The 22,218-nt window shown below is 26.8% G+C and carries 23 protein-coding genes and 1 riboswitch; of the genes, 4 read left to right on the top strand and 19 right to left on the bottom strand.

The window, feature by feature from the left end; genetic code table 11:
- Nucleotides 1-29: 29 nt before the first annotated feature.
- The 5 genes from RATSFB_RS06010 to RATSFB_RS06030 form a co-directional block, all read right to left on the bottom strand.
- Entirely contained in the window at nt 30-1,577 is a 1,548-nt protein-coding gene (locus tag RATSFB_RS06010) for a DUF3794 and LysM peptidoglycan-binding domain-containing protein (protein WP_014095146.1), read from the bottom strand.
- Nucleotides 1,578-1,726: 149 nt separating this feature from the next.
- Nucleotides 1,727-1,963 (bottom strand): Veg family protein, encoded by a 237-nt coding sequence (locus tag RATSFB_RS06015; protein WP_044035589.1) that lies wholly within the window; start codon nt 1,961-1,963, stop codon nt 1,727-1,729.
- 97 nt (nt 1,964-2,060) lie between these two features.
- Nucleotides 2,061-2,951: a sporulation peptidase YabG gene (yabG, locus tag RATSFB_RS06020; RefSeq protein WP_014095148.1), complete on the bottom strand. Its 891-nt coding sequence runs from the start codon at nt 2,949-2,951 to the stop codon at nt 2,061-2,063.
- Nucleotides 2,952-3,014: 63 nt separating this feature from the next.
- The gene (fabI, locus tag RATSFB_RS06025) at nt 3,015-3,800 is read right to left on the bottom strand and encodes an enoyl-ACP reductase FabI (protein WP_014095149.1); all 786 of its coding nucleotides are present in this window, start codon (nt 3,798-3,800) and stop codon (nt 3,015-3,017) included.
- 115 nt (nt 3,801-3,915) lie between these two features.
- Nucleotides 3,916-4,923, bottom strand: coding sequence for a CotS family spore coat protein (locus RATSFB_RS06030; RefSeq protein WP_014095150.1), 1,008 nt, complete (start codon nt 4,921-4,923; stop codon nt 3,916-3,918).
- A gap of 120 nt (nt 4,924-5,043) precedes the next feature.
- Between RATSFB_RS06030 and RATSFB_RS06035 the strand changes: the two genes are divergently transcribed.
- Complete coding sequence (locus tag RATSFB_RS06035; protein WP_014095151.1) at nt 5,044-6,114, top strand: glycosyltransferase family 4 protein; 1,071 nt, start codon at nt 5,044-5,046, stop codon at nt 6,112-6,114.
- A gap of 46 nt (nt 6,115-6,160) precedes the next feature.
- Here RATSFB_RS06035 and trxB read toward each other — a convergent pair whose 3' ends face one another.
- From trxB to RATSFB_RS06085, 10 genes are all read right to left on the bottom strand, one after another.
- Nucleotides 6,161-7,072, bottom strand: a complete 912-nt coding sequence (trxB, locus tag RATSFB_RS06040; RefSeq protein WP_014095152.1) for a thioredoxin-disulfide reductase — start codon at nt 7,070-7,072, stop codon at nt 6,161-6,163.
- 12 nt (nt 7,073-7,084) lie between these two features.
- The gene (locus RATSFB_RS06045) at nt 7,085-7,921 is read right to left on the bottom strand and encodes a DegV family protein (protein ID WP_014095153.1); all 837 of its coding nucleotides are present in this window, start codon (nt 7,919-7,921) and stop codon (nt 7,085-7,087) included.
- 12 nt (nt 7,922-7,933) lie between these two features.
- The gene (locus RATSFB_RS06050) at nt 7,934-8,404 is read right to left on the bottom strand and encodes a tRNA (cytidine(34)-2'-O)-methyltransferase (RefSeq protein ID WP_014095154.1); all 471 of its coding nucleotides are present in this window, start codon (nt 8,402-8,404) and stop codon (nt 7,934-7,936) included.
- Between the two features lie 74 nt (nt 8,405-8,478).
- On the bottom strand, nt 8,479-9,882 hold the full coding sequence (locus RATSFB_RS06055; RefSeq protein ID WP_014095155.1) for a VanW family protein: 1,404 nt from the start codon (nt 9,880-9,882) through the stop codon (nt 8,479-8,481).
- A gap of 120 nt (nt 9,883-10,002) precedes the next feature.
- Nucleotides 10,003-10,896, bottom strand: coding sequence for a D-alanine--D-alanine ligase (locus tag RATSFB_RS06060; RefSeq protein ID WP_014095156.1), 894 nt, complete (start codon nt 10,894-10,896; stop codon nt 10,003-10,005).
- A gap of 11 nt (nt 10,897-10,907) precedes the next feature.
- Nucleotides 10,908-11,537 (bottom strand): endonuclease III, encoded by a 630-nt coding sequence (nth, locus tag RATSFB_RS06065; protein ID WP_014095157.1) that lies wholly within the window; start codon nt 11,535-11,537, stop codon nt 10,908-10,910.
- Nucleotides 11,521-12,255, bottom strand: a complete 735-nt coding sequence (locus RATSFB_RS06070; protein ID WP_014095158.1) for a lysophospholipid acyltransferase family protein — start codon at nt 12,253-12,255, stop codon at nt 11,521-11,523. Before RATSFB_RS06070 ends, nth begins: the two co-directional genes overlap by 17 nt.
- A 3-nt stretch (nt 12,256-12,258) precedes the next feature.
- Nucleotides 12,259-13,269 (bottom strand): epoxyqueuosine reductase, encoded by a 1,011-nt coding sequence (locus RATSFB_RS06075; protein WP_014095159.1) that lies wholly within the window; start codon nt 13,267-13,269, stop codon nt 12,259-12,261.
- 15 nt (nt 13,270-13,284) lie between these two features.
- Nucleotides 13,285-14,541, bottom strand: coding sequence for a magnesium transporter MgtE N-terminal domain-containing protein (locus RATSFB_RS06080; protein ID WP_014095160.1), 1,257 nt, complete (start codon nt 14,539-14,541; stop codon nt 13,285-13,287).
- Nucleotides 14,542-14,557: 16 nt separating this feature from the next.
- Complete coding sequence (locus tag RATSFB_RS06085; protein ID WP_014095161.1) at nt 14,558-14,959, bottom strand: hypothetical protein; 402 nt, start codon at nt 14,957-14,959, stop codon at nt 14,558-14,560.
- Between the two features lie 200 nt (nt 14,960-15,159).
- Here RATSFB_RS06085 and RATSFB_RS06090 point away from each other — a divergent pair, with 200 nt between their 5' ends.
- The 3 genes from RATSFB_RS06090 (at nt 15,160) to fba (ending at nt 17,316) form a co-directional block, all read left to right on the top strand.
- Nucleotides 15,160-15,801: a DUF421 domain-containing protein gene (locus tag RATSFB_RS06090; protein WP_044035590.1), complete on the top strand. Its 642-nt coding sequence runs from the start codon at nt 15,160-15,162 to the stop codon at nt 15,799-15,801.
- 24 nt (nt 15,802-15,825) lie between these two features.
- Nucleotides 15,826-16,215, top strand: a complete 390-nt coding sequence (locus RATSFB_RS06095; protein ID WP_014095163.1) for a DUF4363 family protein — start codon at nt 15,826-15,828, stop codon at nt 16,213-16,215.
- A gap of 165 nt (nt 16,216-16,380) precedes the next feature.
- Nucleotides 16,381-17,316: a class II fructose-1,6-bisphosphate aldolase gene (fba, locus tag RATSFB_RS06100; protein WP_014095164.1), complete on the top strand. Its 936-nt coding sequence runs from the start codon at nt 16,381-16,383 to the stop codon at nt 17,314-17,316.
- 30 nt (nt 17,317-17,346) lie between these two features.
- Here fba and thiT read toward each other — a convergent pair whose 3' ends face one another.
- From thiT to feoB, 4 genes are all read right to left on the bottom strand, one after another.
- The gene (gene thiT, locus RATSFB_RS06105; RefSeq protein ID WP_014095165.1) at nt 17,347-17,943 is read right to left on the bottom strand and encodes an energy-coupled thiamine transporter ThiT; all 597 of its coding nucleotides are present in this window, start codon (nt 17,941-17,943) and stop codon (nt 17,347-17,349) included.
- Nucleotides 17,944-18,012: 69 nt separating this feature from the next.
- Nucleotides 18,013-18,119, bottom strand: a riboswitch (TPP riboswitch).
- A gap of 43 nt (nt 18,120-18,162) precedes the next feature.
- Nucleotides 18,163-18,450, bottom strand: coding sequence for a flagellar hook-basal body complex protein FliE (gene fliE / locus RATSFB_RS06110; protein ID WP_014095166.1), 288 nt, complete (start codon nt 18,448-18,450; stop codon nt 18,163-18,165).
- 13 nt (nt 18,451-18,463) lie between these two features.
- Nucleotides 18,464-19,993 (bottom strand): flagellar basal-body MS-ring/collar protein FliF, encoded by a 1,530-nt coding sequence (fliF, locus tag RATSFB_RS06115; protein WP_014095167.1) that lies wholly within the window; start codon nt 19,991-19,993, stop codon nt 18,464-18,466.
- A gap of 106 nt (nt 19,994-20,099) precedes the next feature.
- Nucleotides 20,100-22,217 carry a ferrous iron transport protein B gene (gene feoB / locus RATSFB_RS06120; RefSeq protein ID WP_014095168.1) on the bottom strand — a complete coding sequence of 706 codons (2,118 nt, stop codon included), beginning with the start codon at nt 22,215-22,217 and terminating at the stop codon, nt 20,100-20,102.
- Nucleotide 22,218: the final 1 nt, after the last annotated feature.

Consider the following 22,218-nt stretch of genomic DNA (forward strand, 5'->3'; position numbering starts at 1 on the left):
AAAGAGTGTAGCATTCGCTACACTCTTACTTAAAATACAGCTTTAGATGGAAGCAACAATTTACATCCAACTATTTCATCTTCCTGATCTAAATTATTAATCCTACATATATCTTCTATTGAAACACAATATTTCTTAGCTATACTCCACAATGTATCATCTTCTCCTGTAATATATATTATAACACTACATTCTTTAAGAGGAGTTTCTTCTTGAGTTTTATACATATCAACTAATATATCCCTTTTAATTTCAGAATTAATGTAAACCCTTATATTTATAACCGCCTTTATTCCTATAGTCTTAGCCTCAATAAAAGCTTCAATATTTTCCAAGTTCTCATTAATCACTGCATCCATATCTATTTTAATATTTTCATCATCAAAATTAGTAGTAAATGGAATAGCTTGTACCACATTTAAAAATTGTCCTTCGCTATTTTTATATATAACCTCAGTATTTATAACACCTTCTATTACAAGTTTACCTTCCAAAACTTTCTTATTAAGTATATTGCACACACCAGTAGTATAAATTATAGAAACTGGAACATCTTCTACATTTATATTATCTTTAATTATCGTATCTATATTACCATGTGATTCTACATTATTAATTTTATAATTATTTTTAACTAAATTTACTGAATAATTTTTACTATAAGCATCATCTATTATAGAAAGTATATTCTTACTTAAAACTTTAAGATTACATCTTATATTAATGTAACTATTTATAATCCTACTTTCTCCTGACTCATCCTCATCTATCATATACTCAAATCCAATCACATCCCAATTATATACTGGAATCATGCTTGAATCTATACCATCTACATCACAATCTTTAGTTAAATATATATCTTGCTCTAAATAATTTAAATTATCAGAATTAACTTCTTTATATAATACTTTGACTTTACAATAAGCATTATATGTTATTTTATTATCTAAAAGTTTGCATTCTGTTTTGTATATATACGAATCACATATTAATATCTTTCCAATATCCCCCTTATCTAAAGGAACATTTATAGATGTTTCATTAATTAGTTCCTCTGTAAATGTACCTTTTAGTTCACATACTTCTAATTCTTTCATCAAAAACTGTATATCATCTTGATCTTCAATATCACTTACAATATCTACATCTAATATTTCATTCGAATTTGAACTAAATTTCAAATTAGCTTCTATGCTAATTTTTCTTTCATTTAATAATAAGAATTTTTTATCTGAAACATTTACTTTAATATTATACAAATTTTCTTTTCTCATACCAACACTTTCAATATACAAATTAAACTTATCAGAATAAGAAACATTATATGTATTATTTTTTTCATCATCTACTGCAACATAAACAATACTATATACTAATTCTCCCTCTACAAATATTTTATCTAAAAATGCTTCAGTATTGGTAATTCTAGGTTTTACTTCTATTAATAATATTTTATCTACATCTGGATGAGTATCTGGAATTAAATATTCACCTTTAACTACAAAATCATTGTGCCCTTCTATATTTTTACATTCATAACTAATTTTTTGTTTTATCAAATTTATCTCTTCCACTTTCTTACCTCCACGATTTAATTAATATATAATTATTAATGTAAAAATAAAAATATTACCTTTTAACATAAAAAAATTTAGGTTTATCCTCAAAGATAAACCTAAACTTAAAAATATCCTATATCATAACCTACATATCCTAATAAGTATTAACTAGCATAAACTATCTGAACAGTATTAGTCAATACATCAGAATAACTATATGTTACTATTCGTTGGGTGTCATTCTTTAATCTTATCAAAAAGATACTATGATATGTTTTTTCTATAGTACCTTCATTTATAAAGACTTTTCTTCTTCCTCCGCTAGCTCTTAATGTTACTTTATGACCAACGTGATCTTCTATGTCCTTTTTTATGGATGCTAGTGTCTTAAATCCATCCAAATTTAACACCCTCTTTCTAACTACAATTATAACATAAATGCATACTGTTGTCAAAATTTACCATTTAAATAGTATGCAAAATATTATATTAACCTATTTAACACAAAAAAGATCTAGGAAATCCTTCTCTATACTTACCTCTTGTTTGTATCCCACCAATGCCATTAAATCCAGTTATAGTTTCACTAACAATATCACTTATTTTAATTGTTTTATCAATGGACGTATTAAAAATCTTAGAACACACAAAAACTGGATCTAAACAATGCACTAAAATTCTTCCAGGAGATGTTGCAAAATTAGCTCCAACAGAAATTAAAGCCTCATAACAACTCTGACAAGCACCTGCAAATATAACTAAATCATCCAAATTCTTTTCATACGCCCTTAGTTTCGAAACACTTTCTACAAAATATTTAGAATTCTTATAGCAATTTAAATCCATATAATCCACTATATTTTTACTCATACTATCATGACCTGTTAAAACCACAATATCCGGCTTGTAAAATTTAACTAGATCTAATATTACATCTGGTTGTTTACTTTCTTCAATGCATTCACCACAAGCATTAACAAAAACACTTTTATAAACTTCCATACATTTATTTAAATATTCATGATCCCCATCTACATGTAAAACCTTACCACTTTTACCAAATGTTAGACCTTTTTTTTTATTTATTTTAAGACTTCTATTCTCAATATTCTTAGTGCTATTACGATAATTTCTACACTTAAATCTGTAATCTAAATCTTTGCTCTTACTAATGGCTTGTTTAAGCTTTTCCTTCACTAATTGAGATAAATTATCTTCATATTTATTATCTACAATTTCTAAATCTTCTTCAAAAGCATCGGCTATGATCCTTATACTTTTCCCCTTTAATACAAAAACAATTTCCCCATTAATATCTTTAATATCAACTATCTTAAACTCTATATCTTTACTGTAAGATTTTCTAACTACTATATCCCCTATTTCCATAAAATCTTCCATATCAATAAATATTTACTTTAAATTATGTAGTAAATATTTATTTTGTTACAATTATATAGTATTTCTTCCACCCAAAATATTAAATCCTGAGTCTACATGTATTATTTCACCAGTTATACCTCTTGATAAATCACTTATTAAAAATAATGCAGTATCTCCTACTTCAGATGGATCAGTCAAACGTCTAAGAGGAGATTGTTTCTCTATCTCATCTAATATTAAATTAAAATCAGAAACTCCCTTAGCTGATAGTGTTTTTATTGGACCTGCAGAAATAGCATTAATCCTTATATTTTTACGACCTAAATCATTAGCCAAATATTTAACACTCATATCAAGAGATGCCTTAGCTACACCCATAACATTATAATTTGGAACAACTTTTTCACTTCCATAATATGTAAGAGTAACGATACTTCCACCTTCGGTCATATATTGCTCAGCTTCTTTTATAACACCTGTAAGAGAATATGCACTTACATTTTGAGCTATCAAAAATCCTTCTCTAGTAGTATTTAAATATTCCCCTTTTAACTCATCTTTATTTGCAAATGCTATAGAATGAACTATGCCATGTATTACACCAACCTTTTCTGATATAGTCTTAAAACAATTGCGTATACTTTCATCACTTGTTACATCACACTCAACTATCAAACTATTTTCAGAAAGTGAATTAGATAATTTATCTATATTATTTCTAAATTTTTCATTAACATATGTAAAAATTACATTAGCATTAGCATTATTAAGAGATTTAGCTATATGCCAAGCTATGCTAAAATTGTTTGCAACTCCCATAACAACTATATTTTTATTATTCAAATTTATATCCATAACAATCCTCCTCAAAACTAATGTTAATAAACCCCTATTCTACTTACTAAAATAGTACAATTAATTATAATTAAAAGTCAACAAAAAAATTAAAACGTGTAATATTATACACGTTTTAATCTAATTTTATTAAAAATTCTTTTTCGAAATTATATATGAAATTCATATAATTTTCTCTCTCATTTATTAATTTATCTAGTTGAGTTAAAAATACATTTTGTCTAATAAGCAAATCATTATAAAAATATCTGTTACACACTCTCCAAAACCTCTGAGGAAATAACAAAAAACCATATATCAAAAATATATCTTCATATCTAAGTTTTAAACTACTATTATAATGCTCAATTATACTTTTACAGATATTTATATCCCAATCATTTTTTTTAAGTACTTTCACTATATAATTTGCTACATCATAACTCCTCACTTCCCTTTTACAGTAATCAAAATCTAAAATATTTATATTATCTTGATTATCTATGATTATATTATGATACGTGTAATCATGATGACAAAAACTCTTCTCATCTTCAATTTCCCTACAAATATCATAATATTTAGATTTCTCAAAGATATTATATGCCTTCTTAGCCATTTCCTTATAAAATTCATAGTTTTTAATGTAAATCATATCTACATCATTTTTAATACCCTTCTTTCTAACTATATCCCTCATCTTATCAAATGATCTTATTCTCTTGTTCATAATACTTGGCCATCTATCCAAATCACTTTTAAGTTTTGAGTGCTCTGGTGGATCATATCCTTTAGATGCTATATGAAGATTTGCAAGAACTTTTGCAGATTTACTTACATCATCAATATTTAAAAAATCACATTCTCGACCATCTATCCAATTTGACAATGTATATATATCCTCATTTACTATAGCATATGGATTTCCTTCTATATTTAAACAAAATCTATCTATATTTTTAAATCCATTATTTATCAAATGCTCCTTTGCTCCATATATGAAAAGCAATTTTTGTATTCCATATGATACTTTTTTTAGGCACATTTCTCCTTTATTTGTGTTTAAAAAATAAATTCCCCTATTAGGCTTTATTCTCTCTATTTTTAAATCAAATTGCCTTTCTATTTCAAATTCTCTCATCATAATTCTCTCTTCACCTCCTTTATATCATTATGACTAAGCACTAATAATTATTATTTTGATTAACAATTTAAATTAAATTTAATATTATGAAACTATAATTTTTAAAGTAAAGGTATTTATATGAAAATATCAATAGATGGACGGTCTGCAATATTTTATAATAACAATGGCATAGGTAATTACTCATCAGAAATAATAAATACTATGCTCAAAATAAATAAAGGAGATTATATAAAAGTTTTTTCATCAAATACTGATTTCAATAAATTTTCATCTTTTTGGGAATTCTCAAATTTTCCTATAAAATTAGATAATAAATATAATGTCTTTTTCAATCCTCATAATGGAGTAGGTCTTCCAAATAGGAATTTTGAAAAAATAGTAACCACATTGCACGATATCATACCTTCAAAACTACCAAATACAGTAAGTGAATCCTACTTAAAAGTATATAATGAAAATATATACAAAATCCTCGAAAAAAGTCATTATATAATCACCGTATCAAATTTCTCAAAATCAGATATTATTAAAACATTCAATGTAAATGAAAATAAAATATTTGTAACCTACCTATCACCATCTAAAATTTATCGCCCTCTAAATCCTAAACTCTCACTATATTTTTTAAATAAAGCTTACAATATAAATTATAATTACATTTTATATGTAGGCGGTTTCAGTCCAAGAAAAAATATAATAAGACTCATTGATGCATTTTCAAAAGTATATAGCACAAACAAAAAAATTAAACTTATCATAATCGGACAAAAAGGTAAATCATATGATGATTATTTAAAACGCTGCATTAAATTAAATATATTAAACAACGTGATTTTTACTAACTTTATCAAAACACCCTATCTTCCACTTTTCTATAACTGTGCATCATGTTTTATTTATCCATCATTATATGAAGGATTTGGTCTTCCTCCACTCGAATCTATGGCTTGCGGAACTCCAACTATAGCATCAAACTCAACCTCAATACCCGAAGTTTTAAAAAATGCTCCATTGTATATAAATCCTTATGATGTCGATGATATATCTGAAAAAATAAATTTAGTATTAAATGATACTAAACTTAAAAAATCTTTAATAGAAAATGGTTTAAAGCATGTCAAAAATTTTTCGTGGGAAAAAACTTCTCTCAAAACCTTAAATATACTTCACAAAACAAAAGAGTGCTAATTTAAATTAGCACTCTTTTCTATATAAATAAATTTAAATCAATAAACTAAACACTTTCTATATATTTTTCAGCCATGATCGATGCAACTGCACCATCAGATGATGCCGTAACAATTTGTCTTAAAGGTTTTTGTCTTAAATCTCCCGCAACAAACACTCCAGGTACGTTTGTTTTTGTATCTTCCCCTGCTTTAACATACCCTGATTCATCTAAATCAATCTTATCTTTTATAATATCATTTATAGGATCTAATCCAACAAACACAAAACACCCATCTACATTTAATTCACTTTGTTCGTTTGTAATTTTGTTTCTTATAATCAATTTCTCTAAAACACCATTTCCTTGAGCCTCTTCAACAACACTATTTACTATAAATTCGATTTTCTCATGCTCCTTCGCTTTATCAAGTAGAGATTTAGCCGCTCTAAACTCATCCCTTCTGTGAATAATCTTTATTGATTTAGCAAACCTTGTAAGAAATAAAGCTTCAGTTATCGCAGAATCTCCCCCTCCTATAACAGCTATATCCATGCCTTCAAAAAATGCTCCATCACAAGTAGCACAATAAGATACTCCCATACTCCTAAATTTATTTTCATTTTTAAATCCAGCAAGTCTTGGTTTCGCTCCCATAGCTAATATAATAGCTTTAGCTTTAAACTCATTTTCATAAGTTTTAACAACTTTTACTTCAGAATTTAATATCAAATCTTGAACACTCTCTTGTTTTATTTCAACTCCAAAATTTATAGCTTGTTGTTTCATATTATCAGATAAATCTGGTCCTGTTATTTTAAATACACCTGGATAATTCTCAACCTCATGCGTTGTAGAAGCCTGACCTCCAAAAGACTCTTTTTCAATCAAAAGTGTCTTTAATTTTGCTCTACCAGCATAAATAGCCGCAGATAACCCTGCAGGTCCAGCCCCAACAATTATAACATCATACTTCATAAATAATCACCCCTATACACATTTTACAAAAACGCCTATACTTTTACCTCCACTATAGGCACCAACCACACATCCTATATCTATAATATAATATTTGTATTTCTTATTATCAAGATAATTTTTAAAAAGTTCTACCAATTCATTACAATTAGAGTTCATTATATAAATTTTACTATTTTCGTCTAAATTTCCATTCTCTAAAAATTTAATTAAATACTCTAATATCTTCTTCTTCCTTATTATACCTCCTAATAAAACAATTTTCCCATCTATAATTCCAATAACAGGTTTCATACAAATGATCTTAGAAATTTTACCTATCATTTTATTAACTCTTCCTGACATAAGTAAATTACTTATATCCCTAACTATAGCAATGCTATTTATTTTAGGTATTGTACATTCAATATTTTTACAAATTTCTTCAAACTCATATCCATCTTTAACCATTTCAGCTGCCTCAGTAACAATCATCCCAAGTCCACCGCTTAAATTCAAACTATCATAAATAGCTATATCTTGAGTTTCGAGTATATCTTTTGCAATAAGTGCTGATTGACATGTAAAACTTGATTTACTTGATATGTGTATAGATATAATTTTATATCCCTTTGTTAAATACTTCTCATATACCTCTTTAAACACATCTGGATTAGGCTGAGATGTAGTGGGAAAATCTTCACATTCTAAAATTATCTTATTTAATTCTTCAAAAGTTATATCAACACCATCTACATAAGATTTAGAATCTATATTAACATTTAAAGGAATAACCTCAATATCTAATTTTTCTATAGTATCCTTAGACAAATCACATGTACTATCTGTAATAATTTTTATTTTATCCAAAATATCCTCCTCTTACTTCATACCAGGAAATCCAACCTGCCTTAAGGCTTCGTATAATACTATGTTGGCTGTATTTGCTACATTTAAAGATCTAGTTGTGGTATTTATCATCGGAATCCTTATCTTATTTTCATCTTTTATTATATCCATTATTTCCGTGGGTAATCCTCTTGATTCCTTACCAAACAAAAAACAATCCTCTCTCTTAAATGATACATCCGTGTAAAGTTTTCTTCCCTTAGTTGTGCATATGTAAATATTATGTTCCTTATATTTTTTATAAAAATCATAAAAGTTTTCATACAAATATAAATCCACATCTACCCAATAATCGAGACCAGCCCTTCTAACACTCTTATCGTCTAACGAAAAATTAAATGGTTTTATTAAATGTAATTTTGAATTTGTAAGAACGCACGTTCTTCCTATATTCCCAGTATTTAAAGGTTTTTCAGGCTCAAATAATACTATATTAAAATTCATTCTATATCTCCTCCAAACAAATAATAAAGGATTATATATAAAAATATAATCCTCTTTTAAAATTGATATTTAACCTATTTAGTTCCAACTCTTATAATCTTATCTTGTGGAGCATAATAATCGTTCCAAACATATTTCTTTTCTACAGTTTTCCCAGTACTTTTTTCCTTTGAAACAAGATACACTTTAACTTTGCTTCCATTAACACCATTTTTTTGTACAACCTGAGTTCCTTTAGCCAAAGTATTATCATTAACATATTTAGTTGAATAAGCAATCGTTTCCTGATTTTCAGCAACTGTTGAATAGGTTTTATCTACCGCAGTTACATCCCCATATATAGATATAGTAAGATTTCTTCCTTCTGTTGATACATCAATTAAAATTGGGAAATCATATGTATTTTTAAACACATAATCAAGACTACCCCAAGCAACAGCAGCATCAAAACCAAGAGGCATATAAGATGTCGGAAGAGAATGATTTCTTCTTTGAGTTGGTAGTATACCAGCCCTAACAACAGCTTGATGAAGAGTACTAGAGGTTTGACAAATACCTCCACCTAAACCTGATTCATAAACATTTCCAACTATTATAGCTGCATCTTTAAATCCTCTTTCTCTAGTTCTTTGTCCAACTGTACTATTAAAACTAAAACTTTCACCTGGTAGAAGTATAGTTCCATTTATAAAATTTGCAGAAAGTTCAACATTTGTAGCTCTCTCATTAGATGAGCTTTTATATGAAGTAGAATAAGATGAGATTTTTCCATTTATCTTACCAAGAACATCTGACGTATATTTAGGATCTACATTTTTTGTATTTAATTTTACACCATTTCGGAATGCCGAAGATGGATCCACATCCTTTATCATTCTTATAAGTACTTCTTTGTCAATTTCAATACCGTCATAACTTTCCTGAATAATTATAGGTTGTCCATCTACTATATATACCTCTGAATTAATAGGATTAACATTAAACTTACTTGATAATTTATCATATAAACTATCGATTTGATCATCAGAAATATCAAATATTTCGCTTAACTTAATATCTATAGTCTTATGTGGATTTAATATATGATTTACTTTTTTAGTATAAGTTAACCCCTCTGAGAAACTAAACGCTTCCTCTATAGCTTTATCATAATCATAAGTTATACCTAATTCATTACCTTGTATGCTTGTACTTTCATCATTTAATTTAAATTCAACACTACCATTAGTCACGCTACCAGAAAATTTTTCTATTAAAAATTCCTTTAAAGCTGATCTACTTAACCCGCTTACATCTACATTATTTATTGTTACTCCTTCATAAACTTTTCCTTCCCAGTCATTTACAATACTTGAAATCTTATAATTTATAAAACTAATAGGAAGAGCAATACTTAAAATAATGAAAATATTAAATATAACCGATAATATACTTTTTTCTAATCGTAAATTTTTATATGTTCTTAGTATTCTATACATCCTTATACTCCTAGATTTTAAATTAATTTACAAATATGTTAGAATCATACCACAAATTAAATTATAATACTATAAAAAAAATACAAACCATAAAATGATTTGTATTAAATATATCTTATATTAATTAATTGAACTTTCTATTATATTGTCTACTAATGATTTAAAATCTAATCCTGCAAGTCTACCCATTTTGGGAAATAGACTTCCTTCTGTCATACCTGGTAAAGTATTTATCTCAAGAAAATATGGAATCCCATCTTTTAAAATAAAATCTATTCTCGAATAAATCCTGCAATTTAAAACATCATAACATTTTTTTGAAATTTCTTTAATCATTCTATCTAAATCTTCCGAAAGCTCTATAGGTTCTTCAATACTTGTATTATCATATTTAGATATATAGTTAAAAAACTCATGATTTTGAGGAATTATTTTAAATATCGGAAGTGCTTCACCATTTAATATCCCACAAGTTATTTCTTGTCCTTCTATGAATTCTTCAATCAATAATTTATCATCATAGCCAAATGACTCTTTCACATTTTTTAATAATTCATCCATAGTTTCACATTTAACGATACCAACGCTAGATCCTCCAAAATTCGGCTTCACAATAATTGGAAAAGTTAAATCTATATTACATAAATCATACTTCTTATCTACAATAATTCCCCTTGGCATTTGTACAGCATAATCACTTAAAACTTTCTTAACTAAATATTTATTCATACATAATGAACTTGTTGAAAAATCAGATCCATTATATTTAATGCCCATAGAATCTAAAATACTTTGAACTTGTCCATCTTCACCAAATTTCCCATGAAGTGCAATAAATACAAAATCTAATCCCTTACATTTGAATATATCCTCTTTTTTATTTAAAAATATTTCCACAACATTATATTTCTCTTCATCAAGTATATTAATTATTTGTTTCCCTGTATTTATAGAAACTTCTCGTTCAGATGATATACCACCATATAAAACACCTAATTTCATTTTTCTACTCATACATGCTCTCCTTAATTATTTTGTTTGTAATACTTACAATATTCTTTTATTTTACATTCTCCACAATTAGGTTTTCTTGATGTACAGCACCTCCTACCATGAAAAATAATTGTATGGTGACAAATTGTCCATAAACTCTCATCAATATTTTTCATAAGTTCTAACTCTGTTTGCTCCGGTGTTTTTGAATTAGCTATACCTATCCTATTAGACACTCTAAACACATGTACATCTACAGCAAAAGCCTGAACCCCAAAACAGTTAGATATAACAACATTTGCCGTTTTACGACCTACACCAGGTAAAGTTATTAATTCATCCCTAGTTTTTGGAACCTCGCCATTAAACTCTTCTTTTAAAATCTTACATAAATTTATGATATTTTTACTCTTCGTTCTATATAACCCAATACATTTTATCTTATCTTTAAGCTTTTCCTCATCTAAGTTCAAAAAATCTTCTAGCTTAGGATATTCTGAAAATAAACTATTTGTAACCTCATTTACTTTTTTATCTGTAGTTTGAGCAGATAAAACTGTAGCTATAAGTAATTGAAATGGACTTTCATATTCAAGTTCACACTTAGCATCAGGGTAACTTTCAATCAATTTATCCACTATAATCTTAAACTTCTTCCTCATATACCCCTCTATACTCTCTGGGAAGCATGCTTGATATCTTACTCATTAATGTATTTATAAACCTTTCTTCAAACTCTTCCTTAGTTTCAGTTTTAATCTTTTCCGGTATATTTATCTTATCCCCAATGCTAACATATACATCTGCATTATTAAAAGTTTCATTATTCATATTACCCTCCTTATCTATTGGCATAAATTTCTCACTTCCATAAATGGCAATAGGGACAATTGGAACTTTACATAGTTTTGCTATTAAATAAATACCTTTTTTCGCTTTTATCATTTTCCCATTACGACTTCGTGTACCTTCTGGGAAAATCAAAATATTATTTCCATTTCTAACATGTTTTACCAAATTAGAAATTGCACTCTTATCAGGAGAAGAAGGAGTTATTTGTATATTTTTTACTATTTTACATCCTAAATTTGTCATCGGGTCTTGTGTTAATTTAACTCCCATTATAAAAGTTACATCTTGATTTTTTAATACCTTATTCAATATAAGCCCATCTGCATTACTCAAATGATTACAAATAAAAATAACAGGTGCCTTTATTACTCTAAGTTTCTCTTCTCCTATAATTCTTAATCTTGCATACTTATTTATGTACCTATCTATACCAAAATTTATTATTTTATTCATAATACTCTCAGGTATTATTTTTTCTAAAAACAATATTATATTTACCAAAATTTTCATAAGAGATATTTTTTTCATTATCTATTCCTCAAAATTATTATATAAAAATAAGTTTTTATAATTATTTAACTCCTCATTATTCTCAAGAGATAAACTGTGCAAAAACTCTTTGTTATTCATATTTCTAATCAAAGAATTCCTTTTTAAAATTTTTTTCCCTCTCCAAGAACATGCGAGTTTCTTAAAATTATTCTTAAAAAAACTATTATCCATATTTACAATATCTTCATCACTTATATTCTCAATGAATTTTAAGGTATCAAATTCATCTATAAAAGAATACTTTATATTTTTATTTTTAATGCATTCATCTTGACATATATCACACCCAAAAATCATGTTATTTAATTTATTCATCTCATACATGCTCAATTTCTTCTGCTGTGTTAAATTGGACACACATAATCTAAAATTCTTGTCAAATAATATTTTATTTGGACACTTATATAAACATTTTTTGCATATGCCACATTCTCTAAATAATGATATGTCATCAAACTTTTTTTTATAATATTCATAAGAATTTTTAACACTTAATTTAGCGTTTGTTATGATTTCTCCTAAAAAAACATACGATCCATATTCACTTGTATAAATCAAACTATTTCTACCAATATGTCCAATGCCGCACAAATAAGCTATATATCTTTCTGGCAAATTATTAGTATCACAAAATAATTTAAATTCATATCCGCTCATTTCTATAAAATAAGCTATTTTTTCTAAATATGATAAAACCACTTTATGATAATCCTCTCCCTGCGTGTACTTAGAAAATTTTTGGTTATAAGTACTATATTCTCTATAATAAGGTATAGCAATAGAAATTATTGTTTCCCCATTTTCTAAATATAAAAAAGGATTTATTCTACTATCTATATCTCTATTTTCAAATTCTGTTAAATCTCCATTTTCACTCTTGAATTTTAAATAATCATATAATTCTATAAATTTTCTACACTCAGTAAAACCATACAAAATACCTAAAAAATTCATATAATCTACGAGTGTTTCCCTAAGCTTATTATCCATTTTATTATAATTAATCTAAATCCTCAAAAATTCCTTTGTTAATATATCGTGTATAAATAATGACCCCATTAATTTACCACATCTATGTATAACCGGAATAGTAATTAAATTATATTTTAGAAAAACTCCTATTACTGATTCTAAATCATCATCATCATATACAGATATAAATTCTTTATCCATTATTTCAAACACATTAATGTTTCTATCTAAAAATATTAAGGATCTAAAATCAACTACTCCTTTTAAAATATTATTTTCATCGAGTATATAAATATTATATAAATACTGCTCTCTAACATTAGTGCTTTTTACAATATCAATTATTTCACCAAGTTTTAAATTTATATTAAAACTTATAAACTCAGTATTCATTATACTTCCAACCTTATTTTCATCATAAGACATTATATTTTTTATATCATCAATATCACTTTTTTCCAAATTTATAAGTATTCTTTCCTTTAATGACTCATCAACCTTCTCTAAAATATCGACAAGCTCGTAATTTGGAATATAATTAAGTATACTTATTACCTTAGAGTCGCTCAAATTTTTTATTATGTCAATTCTCATATCCAAATCTTCCATCTCTTCTAATATTTCACTTGCTAAATTATCATTAAAGCTTTCAAATAATTTTTTTCTATTATTATCATCTAAATCCTCTAGAATTTCAACAATATCAGCAGGATGCATTTTACATAATTTAGACTGAGGTACAGATATAAGTAATCCATTTTCAATAAACTGAATCGACTCCATATCCTCCCATTTTATGACCGTATCCTCAAGATTTTTAAACATTTTATTTATAAATTTTTTAATAAATTTAGGAACATATTTTATATTGTATTTCCTCAGAAATGTTGTAACCCCACTCTCAATAGCAACAACTCTAAGTTCATTTCCTATACTAGCCATATGAACATCTATTATTTTAACAACCTTTTTCCCATTTATATCTATAATTTGTTTGTTCAATATTTCTTTAGAAAGCCTATATTTATAACTCTTAGGTATTATATTAAACACTCCAGATACTTTAATTATGATACTTCTCCTATATTTATAAAATTTTATCTGTCTAAACTCGTAGTAAAAATCCTCTCCATCCCTTAAAACTTTATATCCAATAGATATAGGATATCCTCTCTCAGTTGAAATATAAATATCCTTTAGTTTCCCTAAAGTATCTCCAAATTCATCATAAATTTTCTTATTCAAAATATTCCTAAAATAAACTAAATTAAGTTTCTCCAATAAAATCACTCCATATAAATCGTTTTTATTTTAAATCAATAATACTTGAATTACCTTTAGGGGAATATATACTCAAAAATTTATGTTTAAAATCAGTATCTAAATTAAGCAACAACTCCTGTTCAATTTCAAGTTTTATAAAGTCCCAATTTATAATCTCACATAAAACATCACACTTCATTTTTACATATCTCAAATAACATTGTTGAACTTTACAAATGGACTCAAGTAACACATCTATTATACATCCTAATTCCTCAACTTGTTTTATAGCTCTTCTCTTCTTCCTCTTAGATATTAAAACATTTAGGTTGATGTCATTCAAAGTTGATACTAAATTTCTATAATTTATAACATAAACATCAAGCATTTTTAACAAATTTGCTAAATCATTATGATAAATATCTATAGCACTTTTATAAGACATAAGCTCAAATAATCCTTTAATACTGTTGAATCTAAAGTATTATATTAATCCTAACATGTAAATGTGATATAAAACTCTATAGTAATATAACTCAATTAAATAAAATTATATATGTATTTACTCATATATTTACATAATAATTTTATTTAAGATAATACTAATCTAAATAACAATTAAACATATGGAGGATAAATTTAAAAATGCTTATAGTATTATCAAGAACTATAATACTTTTCATAGTAATGTTCTTTACAATGAAAATGATGGGAAAAAGATATATAGCTCAACTAGAACCTTATGAATTTGTAGTTTCAATAATGATTGCGGAACTTGCGACCCTTCCACTTGAAGATATATCAATTCCCCTTTTATATGGAATTATTTGTATTTTAACAATATTATTTATCGAATTTATATTGTCTCAAATTCAACTTAAAAGTATAAAACTCAGAAAATTATTCGGAGGTAAATCTATAATCTTGGTTAAAGATGGTAAATTTATCAAAGAAAATTTAAGAAAAGAAAAATTAACAATAAATGATGTGTTAGAAGATCTGAGATCTAGCGGAAACTATGATTTATCAAAAATAGGTTTTGCCATGCTAGAGCGTAGTGGGAAAATTACGATAATACCTAAAAATAACGAAAATGAAAAAATATATCTTCCAACTTCTATAATAATAGATGGAGAAATCGTAAAAGATGGACTTAAATACATAAATAGAAACAATGATTGGCTTATGAAACAACTTAAAAATAATAAAATAAAATCTATTAAAGATGTACTATACGCATATACGGACTCAAACGGTACATTCAAATATCAATTAGAAACAAAATAATGATTTAAAAAGGAAATAATAATTATGAAACTTAATCTAAAAAATATAGCTGTATATGGATCTTACGCTTTAGTTATACTCATTATAATATCTTCATTCATATATCTTAAACAATCGACATCTCAAATAAATAAAAAACTTGATAACATAAAAACATGCATAGAAAATGATGACTGGGAATCCTCATTAGAATTATTTAATGAATTTGAACTCACACACAAAAAAAATTTGGAGTGCTTCTCATTATTTACAAATAAAAATAATTTACATGAAGCCTTATTATCAATTAAAAATATTTATATAAATATTTTGTTGAGAGATAAATATATATGTATATCAAATATCGAAACTCTTAAATTCCACATAGAACATATCCTAGATTCCCAAACTCCAAAAATTAAAAATATATTATAAAAATATTAATATTTTTAAATAATATTATTTAATTTTGCCATAATATTGTTATCATAATATTTTACCTAGTAATAAAGTTTTGATTTTTTATATTTTGATATTATAATAAAAAAGTGAATAATTTAATATATAAAGTTATAGTAATTTTTATTAGGGAGTGATTATATGCCATTAGTTACAACTAAGGAAATGTTTAAAAAAGCCTATGAAGGTGGTTATGCAATAGGTGCTTTCAACATAAACAATCTTGAATCTATACAAGGTATCGTTGAAGCATGTAAAAATAAAAATTCAGCTGTTATACTGCAATGTTCTACTGGAGCAATAAAATACGCTGGTATAGACTACCTTATATCACTTGTTAAAACAGCTGCAGAGGAAAGTGGTTTGGATATTGCACTTCATTTAGATCATGGTCCTGATTTTGAGACTTGTAAAAAATGTATAGATGCAGGATTTACTTCAGTTATGATAGATGGTTCTCATCATAGTTTCGAAGAAAATGTAAAACTTACTAAAGAAGTAGTTGAATATGCACACTCTAAAGGTGTATGTGTAGAAGCTGAACTTGGAGTTCTTGCTGGAGTTGAAGACGATGTAGTTGCAGATTCTCATATATACACAAATCCAGATGAAGCTGTAGAATTTGTTAAGCAAACAAACTGTGATTCGCTTGCCATAGCTATAGGTACATCTCATGGAGCATTTAAATTTCCTAAAGATTTCAAACCATCTCTTAAATTTGAAATTCTCGAAGAAATACAAAATAAATTACCTGGTTTCCCTATAGTATTACATGGTGCATCTGCTGTTGATCCAGATAGCGTGCAAACTTGTAATAAATATGGTGGTAAAATAAAAGATGCTGTAGGTATACCTGTGGATATGCTTAGACGTGCATCATCAATGGCTGTTTGTAAAATAAATATGGATACTGATTTAAGACTTGCTATGACAGCAAATATAAGAAAAGTATTTGCGGATAATCCTTCTGAATTTGACCCTAGAAAATATTTAGGCGCCGCAAAAGATGGAGTTAAGAAAGTAGTTCTATCTAAAATCGAAAATGTACTTGGATGTGAAAACTCGAGTTCAAAATAGTTTTAATAAAGAGGCGTAGAATAATATATTCTACGCCTCTTTATTAAAACTTTTTATCATTCTAACTAAAGGAATATATGCCATTAATATAGATGTCAATAATACCTCAACTCCAATACTTGAAAAATTATAACCTAAAGAATATATCCAAATATTTCTCCCTTCTGGAGCAAATTCACTAAAAAATAAAACACCTGATAAAACATTAAACATAACACATAAAATACCACTAAATAAACATCCTAAAAATATTCTAATCTTATTTTTCCTTCCAAAAATATTTGAAAATCCCAAACACATATTCGATAATAAATAATCCAAAATAAATTGAAGTGGATTAACCATAACTACCCCATCAAGTGTTTTTAAAACCCCAAGTAAAAGTCCAGATGTAAGTCCAGCACCTCTACCATGTACAAATGTAATTATCATAACAGGAAGCATTGAAAAAAATGTAATAGATCCACCCTGAGGCATTCTTATAAATTTAAACAAATTAAGTATATATCCAATAGCAGAGAAAATTCCTATAACAATAATTAATCTTGTATCAAATTTAATCCTTTTTAATTCAAATAAATAAATACCTAAAAATACAATTGTCAAAATTAAAATCAAAAAATACATTTAAAGCTCCTCCTTCTCATAACAAAAATGGCTATGCTCAAAAACCAAGCATAGCCATTTAAATACATAATATTTAATTTAAAGCTTTCCTACGCTGGCATTATCCAGTTCAGGTTTAAGGGTTGACGATACAAAATATAATCATCTCTCAGCTTTAAGCACCCCTAGCAAATATTTAATTTTGATTAACATTATATTTAAAATCAAATCCATTGTCAATTATATCTGTATTTTTGATAATTCCTGATAAGCCTCAACCATTTTATTTCTAATTTCAATCGCTGTCTGAAGTGTAAGTCTAGCCTCTTGCATAGCTATCATAACATTATGAACTTCATTTTCATCACCCTTTATAAAAGATACAATACTGTTATCAGCTCTCTTTTGATAATTATCCAAACTATTTATAGAGTTATTTAACATTTCTGAAAATACGTTTTGCTTATTATTACCTACATTTAAAACTTCTTTATTAAAATTATTAAATACATTAATAGCACTTATCATACATATCCCTCCATTATCTCGTATCTTCCATCATCCAAGATTTTATAATCTCAACTACTTGACTCGGTTTAGTTATCGCATAATTTTTAATAGCATCCTCAAGCATTTTATTTTCCGGATTTGTATCTTCTATTCCATTTTTCTTAATATTTTCATCAACACTTTGTTGTATCATATCTTTAGCTTCTGAAATAGACTGTGGCAAATTATCATTTTTAGATAAAGATGATAACTCTTTATTTTTCTTAAACATCCTTACTAAAAACAATATAACTATTAATACCACAACTGAAACTATTATAGGAATAATACCTCTTCTCTTTGCTTGAACAGCTTCTTGTTTAAGACCATTAAATTCCATTCCAACTACAGATATCGAATCTCCTCTTTCAGCATTGAAACCAATAACTCCATTAATTAAACTCTCTATATTTTCTCTCATTTCCTGAGTTATATTTCCATCATATACAAAAGATGCTGTAATCCTTTTTATTTCTCCTGGAGCATATATAATAGTAGATTCTTGTTTAGATAATTCATAATTTGTTGTACTTTCTTCCCTACTTGATTTATCGGAAGAATTACCTTCTTGAACATTTGACATATTATTATCGATAGGACCTCCCCCACCATTTAAAGAAGTACCATTCTCTTCTTTTATAAGATGCTCACTTACAGGTACCTTATTATCATCTACAATTATTTCAGTTTTCTTTTTTGAATCAAAATCTAATTCTGCATTAACACGAACTCTAACTTTATCATATCCAAGCACTGGCTCAATTATAGATAAGATCCTACTCTCAAGTTCATGCTCAAATTTCCTCTCTAAATTCATTTGATTATCTAAACTACCCGCAAAATTAAAATCATCGCTTCCATCATATATTCCAAGAGATAATAAATTCATTCGAGAATCTACTACTTCAACATTTTCGAAAGACAAATTATTCCAAGCTGCAGATACCAAATGAATTATAGATTTAACTTGATCTCTTGAAAGAGATTCTAAAGGATTTAATTTTAAATAAACAGATGCCTTAGCTGGATCTTTATCAGTCATAAATACACTCGTCCTAGATGGTGAAATATGAACTCTAGCATCTTTTACTTGAGAAAAACTCCTTATAGTTCTCTCAAGCTCACCTTGTACAATCCTCTGTTTTTGTATCAAAAATTCTTCATCTGTATATCCAAATCCACTACTTTTATCTAAAAGTTCAAATCCTTTACTTCCTCCTTTTAACTCCGGAGAAAAAGTGAGTCTAAGTTCATCTACTTTATTTCTTAAAACATAAATAGACTTACCTCTTATCTTAACCTCTAATCCCATATCTACTAATTGTTCATGTATATACTTGCTATCAGAAGGATCCAAATCAGAATACAAAAGTCCATACTTAGTAACATTAGAGTACACTAAGAAAAAAGAAAGGAACAAAACTAAAATTATAAATGCACTAATAATTATCTTCTTCGTTCTCGGAGAAAACTTTTGTATAAAATTTTTAACTTTTTCAAGTATTTCTTTTAATTTTCCCATAGCATACTCCTTTCTCTCTTATTATTACCAAACAATTTTAAAATAACCCCTTAATTATCTTAAAAATAAAGGATAATATTATATAAATATAAAAGTGCTGTAAATTTTACAGCACTTTAAAAATAATATTCAAAAATACATTTACTAAAAAACATACTCCAAACGCTATACATGTTGGAATTAAGAAAGCTAAAAATGTCCACTTATTACTTTTAGTTTCCTTTTTTATAGTCCATAAAGCAGTAGAACAAGGAAAATGTAAAAGAGAAAATAACATCATATTTATTGCTGTTATTATAGTCCATCCATTATCTCTTAAAACCATAGAAAGAGAATTTGATGTTTCAAAGTCTATCAAAGCCCCAGTAGATAAATAATTCATAAGTAGTATTGGCATAACAATTTCATTTGCAGGTATCCCTAAGAAAAATGCAGATAATATAGCTCCATCAAGCCCTATTAACTTTCCTAATGGATTCAAAAAATTTATTATATGATTTATTATACTTATATCATTTATAAAAACATTCGCAAGTATCCATATTATAATCCCAAAAGGTGCTGCAATCATTATAGCTCTACCTAACACAAAAACAGTTCTATCAATTAATGATGTATATAATATTGTTCTTATTTTTGGTTTTCTATACGGCGGAAGTTCTAATGTAAATGATGATGTTTCCCCTTTTAATAACGTTTTAGAAAGAATATAGGATACCAAAAAAGTAACACTAATTCCTATAAGAATAATAATAGTTACAATTAATGCAGTAATTATAGAATTAAAAAATATATTACCCGTATATGAAAAAAATATTGTAGACAACACTATCATCGTAGGAAACCTTCCGTTACATGGCACAAAATTATTTGTAATTATAGCTATTAATCTCTCTCTCTTAGACTCTATTATTCTAGTTCCAATTATGCCTGCACAATTACACCCAAATCCCATACACATGGTTAAACATTGTTTCCCATGACACCCTGATTTTTTAAACAAATAATCCATGTTAAATGCAACTCTCGGTAAATATCCTAAATCTTCTAAAAAAGTAAACATAGGAAAGAAAATTGCCATAGGAGGAAGCATAACAGATATAACCCACCCAGTTACCCTGAAAAGACCATAAACAACCATGTCATGTATCCATGTTGAAACTCCTAAATTTATAATAAATGTAGATAATTTACTTTCTAAAAAATTAAACATATTAGACAATAAAGAAGAAGGAATATTTGATAAACTAATTGTTATAAAGAGTACTAATCCTAAAAGAAGAAGCATTATAGGTATGCCATATTTCTTTGAAGTAACTATATCATCAATTTTTCTATCCCGTACATGCTTATCTCTAGATTCTTTTACACACTTTTCACTTACATCTTTACACGTTTTATATACCCTCTCAATCATCTTTTCTCTATTTTCTTCTAATTTAAATGTATCAAAACTATTCTTGAAATTTTTTATATATGAAGTTTCATTTTCACTCAAATATTTATACATAAAATCAAAAAAGCTGGAATCGCTATCTATAAGTCTTAAAGCAATCCATCTTCTATTTATAAAATCTATAGAGTTGTCCATATTTTTTAAAACTTCATGAACCATATTTTCAATTTCATCATCATATTTTATATTTGAAACTTTAAATGTATATTTTCCAGATATTACCTCATCTATTTTATCTCTCAGTTTATCAAGTCCTATATTTTCTTTTGTGGATGTTACTACAATTGGAACTCCAAGTATTTTTTCCATTTTATATAAGTCTACATGTATATTCTTCTTCTTCGCTTCATCACAAAGATTTAAACATATAATTATCCTATTATTAATTTCAAGCATTTGAAAAAATATATTTAAATTTCTCTCAAGAGAAGTCATATCACAAACTAAAACTAAAACATCATATTTCCCAAAACATATAAATTCACGAGCAACTTCTTCCTCTTGAGAATATGAAAGTATCGAATATATGCCTGGAAGATCTATAATCCCATACTCATTTCCATTATGATTATATTCTCCATATGCGTTTACAACAGTTTTTCCAGACCAATTTCCCGTATGTTGATGCATACCTGTTAAAGAGTTAAATATACTACTTTTACCTGTATTAGGATTTCCAACTAGACATACAATCTTTTTTAATTTATCCTCTGCATTGAAAATATCTTTCATAAATTCTCTTTTCGAAGATATATTAGTAAGTCCCATA

It is taken from the genome of Candidatus Arthromitus sp. SFB-rat-Yit (assembly GCF_000283555.1).
Taxonomy (GTDB): Bacteria; Bacillota; Clostridia; order Clostridiales; family Clostridiaceae; genus Dwaynesavagella.